Source organism: Streptomyces sp. P5F9 (assembly GCF_057961495.1).
On record NZ_JBXVPZ010000853.1, the window covers coordinates 1 to 1810 of the forward strand.

2 protein-coding genes are annotated in these 1810 nt (G+C 65.4%); one reads left to right on the forward strand and one right to left on the reverse strand.

What is annotated here, in order from left to right:
• Positions 1 to 416, reverse strand: a 416-nt coding sequence (tnpA, locus tag AC31A1_RS50870) for an IS200/IS605 family transposase (RefSeq protein ID WP_489659826.1), incomplete at its 3' end; no start/stop codon positions are given.
• Between the two features lie 26 nt (positions 417 to 442).
• Here tnpA and AC31A1_RS50875 point away from each other — a divergent pair.
• Positions 443 to 1762 (forward strand): RNA-guided endonuclease InsQ/TnpB family protein, encoded by a 1320-nt coding sequence (locus AC31A1_RS50875; RefSeq protein ID WP_489659827.1) that lies wholly within the window; start codon positions 443 to 445, stop codon positions 1760 to 1762.
• Positions 1763 to 1810 lie beyond the last annotated feature (48 nt).

A 1810-nucleotide genomic window follows, 5' to 3' on the forward strand; every position in this document is an offset into this window, starting at 1 on the left:
TGCTGGTTCTCGATGTACTGCTTGACGACGGTCAGCGGTGCCCCGCCGCAGGATCCGGCGAAGTAGGAGCCGGACCAGAAGTGCCCGCCCCACAGGTACCGGCGCACGTGGGCGTCGTATTCCTGGCGGAGTCTGCGGGAGGACACGCCCTTGAGGGAGTTGACCAGCTTGGAGAGCTGGACCTTGGGCGGGTAGTGCACCAAGAGATGTACATGGTCCTGTTCGCCGTTGAACTGCTTGAGGTCGGCCTCGAAGTCCGCGCAGACCTCGCGCATGATCTCCTCCGTGCGCGTCAGCATGGCGTCGGTGAATGCCTTGCGCCGGTACTTGGTGACAAAGACCAAATGGACGTGAAGGTTGTAGACGACGTGACGTCCCGTGCGCACGTCAGGATTCGGGTTCCATCGTGGTGACATAAGCCAACTGTAGTAGGGTGATCGGCATGGGCGAACTTGTATGGGAGAAGCGACAGTTCGGGCACCGCGCCCGGCTGGCGCTCACCCCTGCACAGGCGCGGCTCATGGACGACCAGGCGCATGCCGCACGGGCGATGTGGAATCAGCTCCACGACCTGTGGCAGATGACGCCGAAGTGTCAGCGCTCTCTGACGCGCATGGATCAGACGTTGCGTCAGGCCCGCAAGGAGATCGACTGGTACGCGGTGCTGCCCGCGCAGGCTGCCCAGGCGATCCTGAAGACGTACATGCAGGCGTGGCGGAACTGCTGGGACGGGCGGACGGACGAGCCGACCTTCAAGGCCCGTTTGCGTACCCTCATGTCCGTGGACATCCCGCAGGGCCGCGATCTCCAGATCAAGCGGGTGCACCGACGGTGGGGCATGGTCAACATCCCCAAAGTGGGGCGTGTCCGCTTCCGGTGGACCAAGGATCTCCCGGTCGGCAAGCACGCCGACAAGGACAACCGGATCACCGGGGCACGGCTGGTCAAGGACGGGCTCGGCTGGCACATCGCCTTCCGCGTCCAGACACTTGAGCCGAAGCCCGAGCCTCACACCGGGCCGGAGGTCGGTATCGACGCCGGGGTGAACCTGCCCCTCGCGCTGTCCGACGGCAACCACCGGGACCACGGCCGGCCGCCCCGGCTCCCGGACGGCACAGCTGACCGGGACAAGTGGCTGAATCCGAACGAGAAGACCAAGCTGCTCCGCCTGGAGCGGCAAGCCGCGCACCGCAAGTCCTTCCGTAAGCCGAAGGAGCGCGGCTCGAACCGGCTGCACCGCACCTACGACCAGATCAAGCAGCTCCGCGCAAGAGCCACGCGCCGAGCGACTGACTGGCAGCACAAGACCACCACCGCCATCGCCAAGCAGTACGGCACCGTCGTGGTCGAAGCACTCACCATCACGAACATGGTCAAGTCCGCCAAGGGCACCATCGACCAGCCAGGGAAGAACGTCGCGCAGAAGTCCGGCTTGAACCGCTCCATCAGCCAGGAGGCATGGGGCCGGACCGTGACGATGCTGACGTACAAGACCGCCCACCAGGGCGGCACCCTCGTCAAGGTCCCCGCCCCGAACACCTCCCTGCGCTGCTCCGCGTGCGGTTTCATCACGCCCGGCAGCCGGGAAGACCAGGCCACGTTCGTATGCAAGAACCCCGACTGTGAATGGTCGGCGAATGCCGACTGGAACGCGGCCCGGAACGTCTTGCACCTGTACCGGATCGCCCACGTGGCGATCCCGGCTGCCGGGAGGGCAGTCGTCAGGCGCGCCCGTGGCGTCAAGCCCGCCACCGCAAGGTAGGCAGGAATCTCCTTCCTGAGCTTGCGAAGGAAGGAGAGCACTTCAAGT

Excerpts from the sequence above, each read along its gene's own strand:
- AC31A1_RS50875 (WP_489659827.1), top strand. The coding sequence starts at position 443 with ATGGGCGAACTTGTATGGGAGAAGCGACAGTTCGGGCACCGCGCCCGG.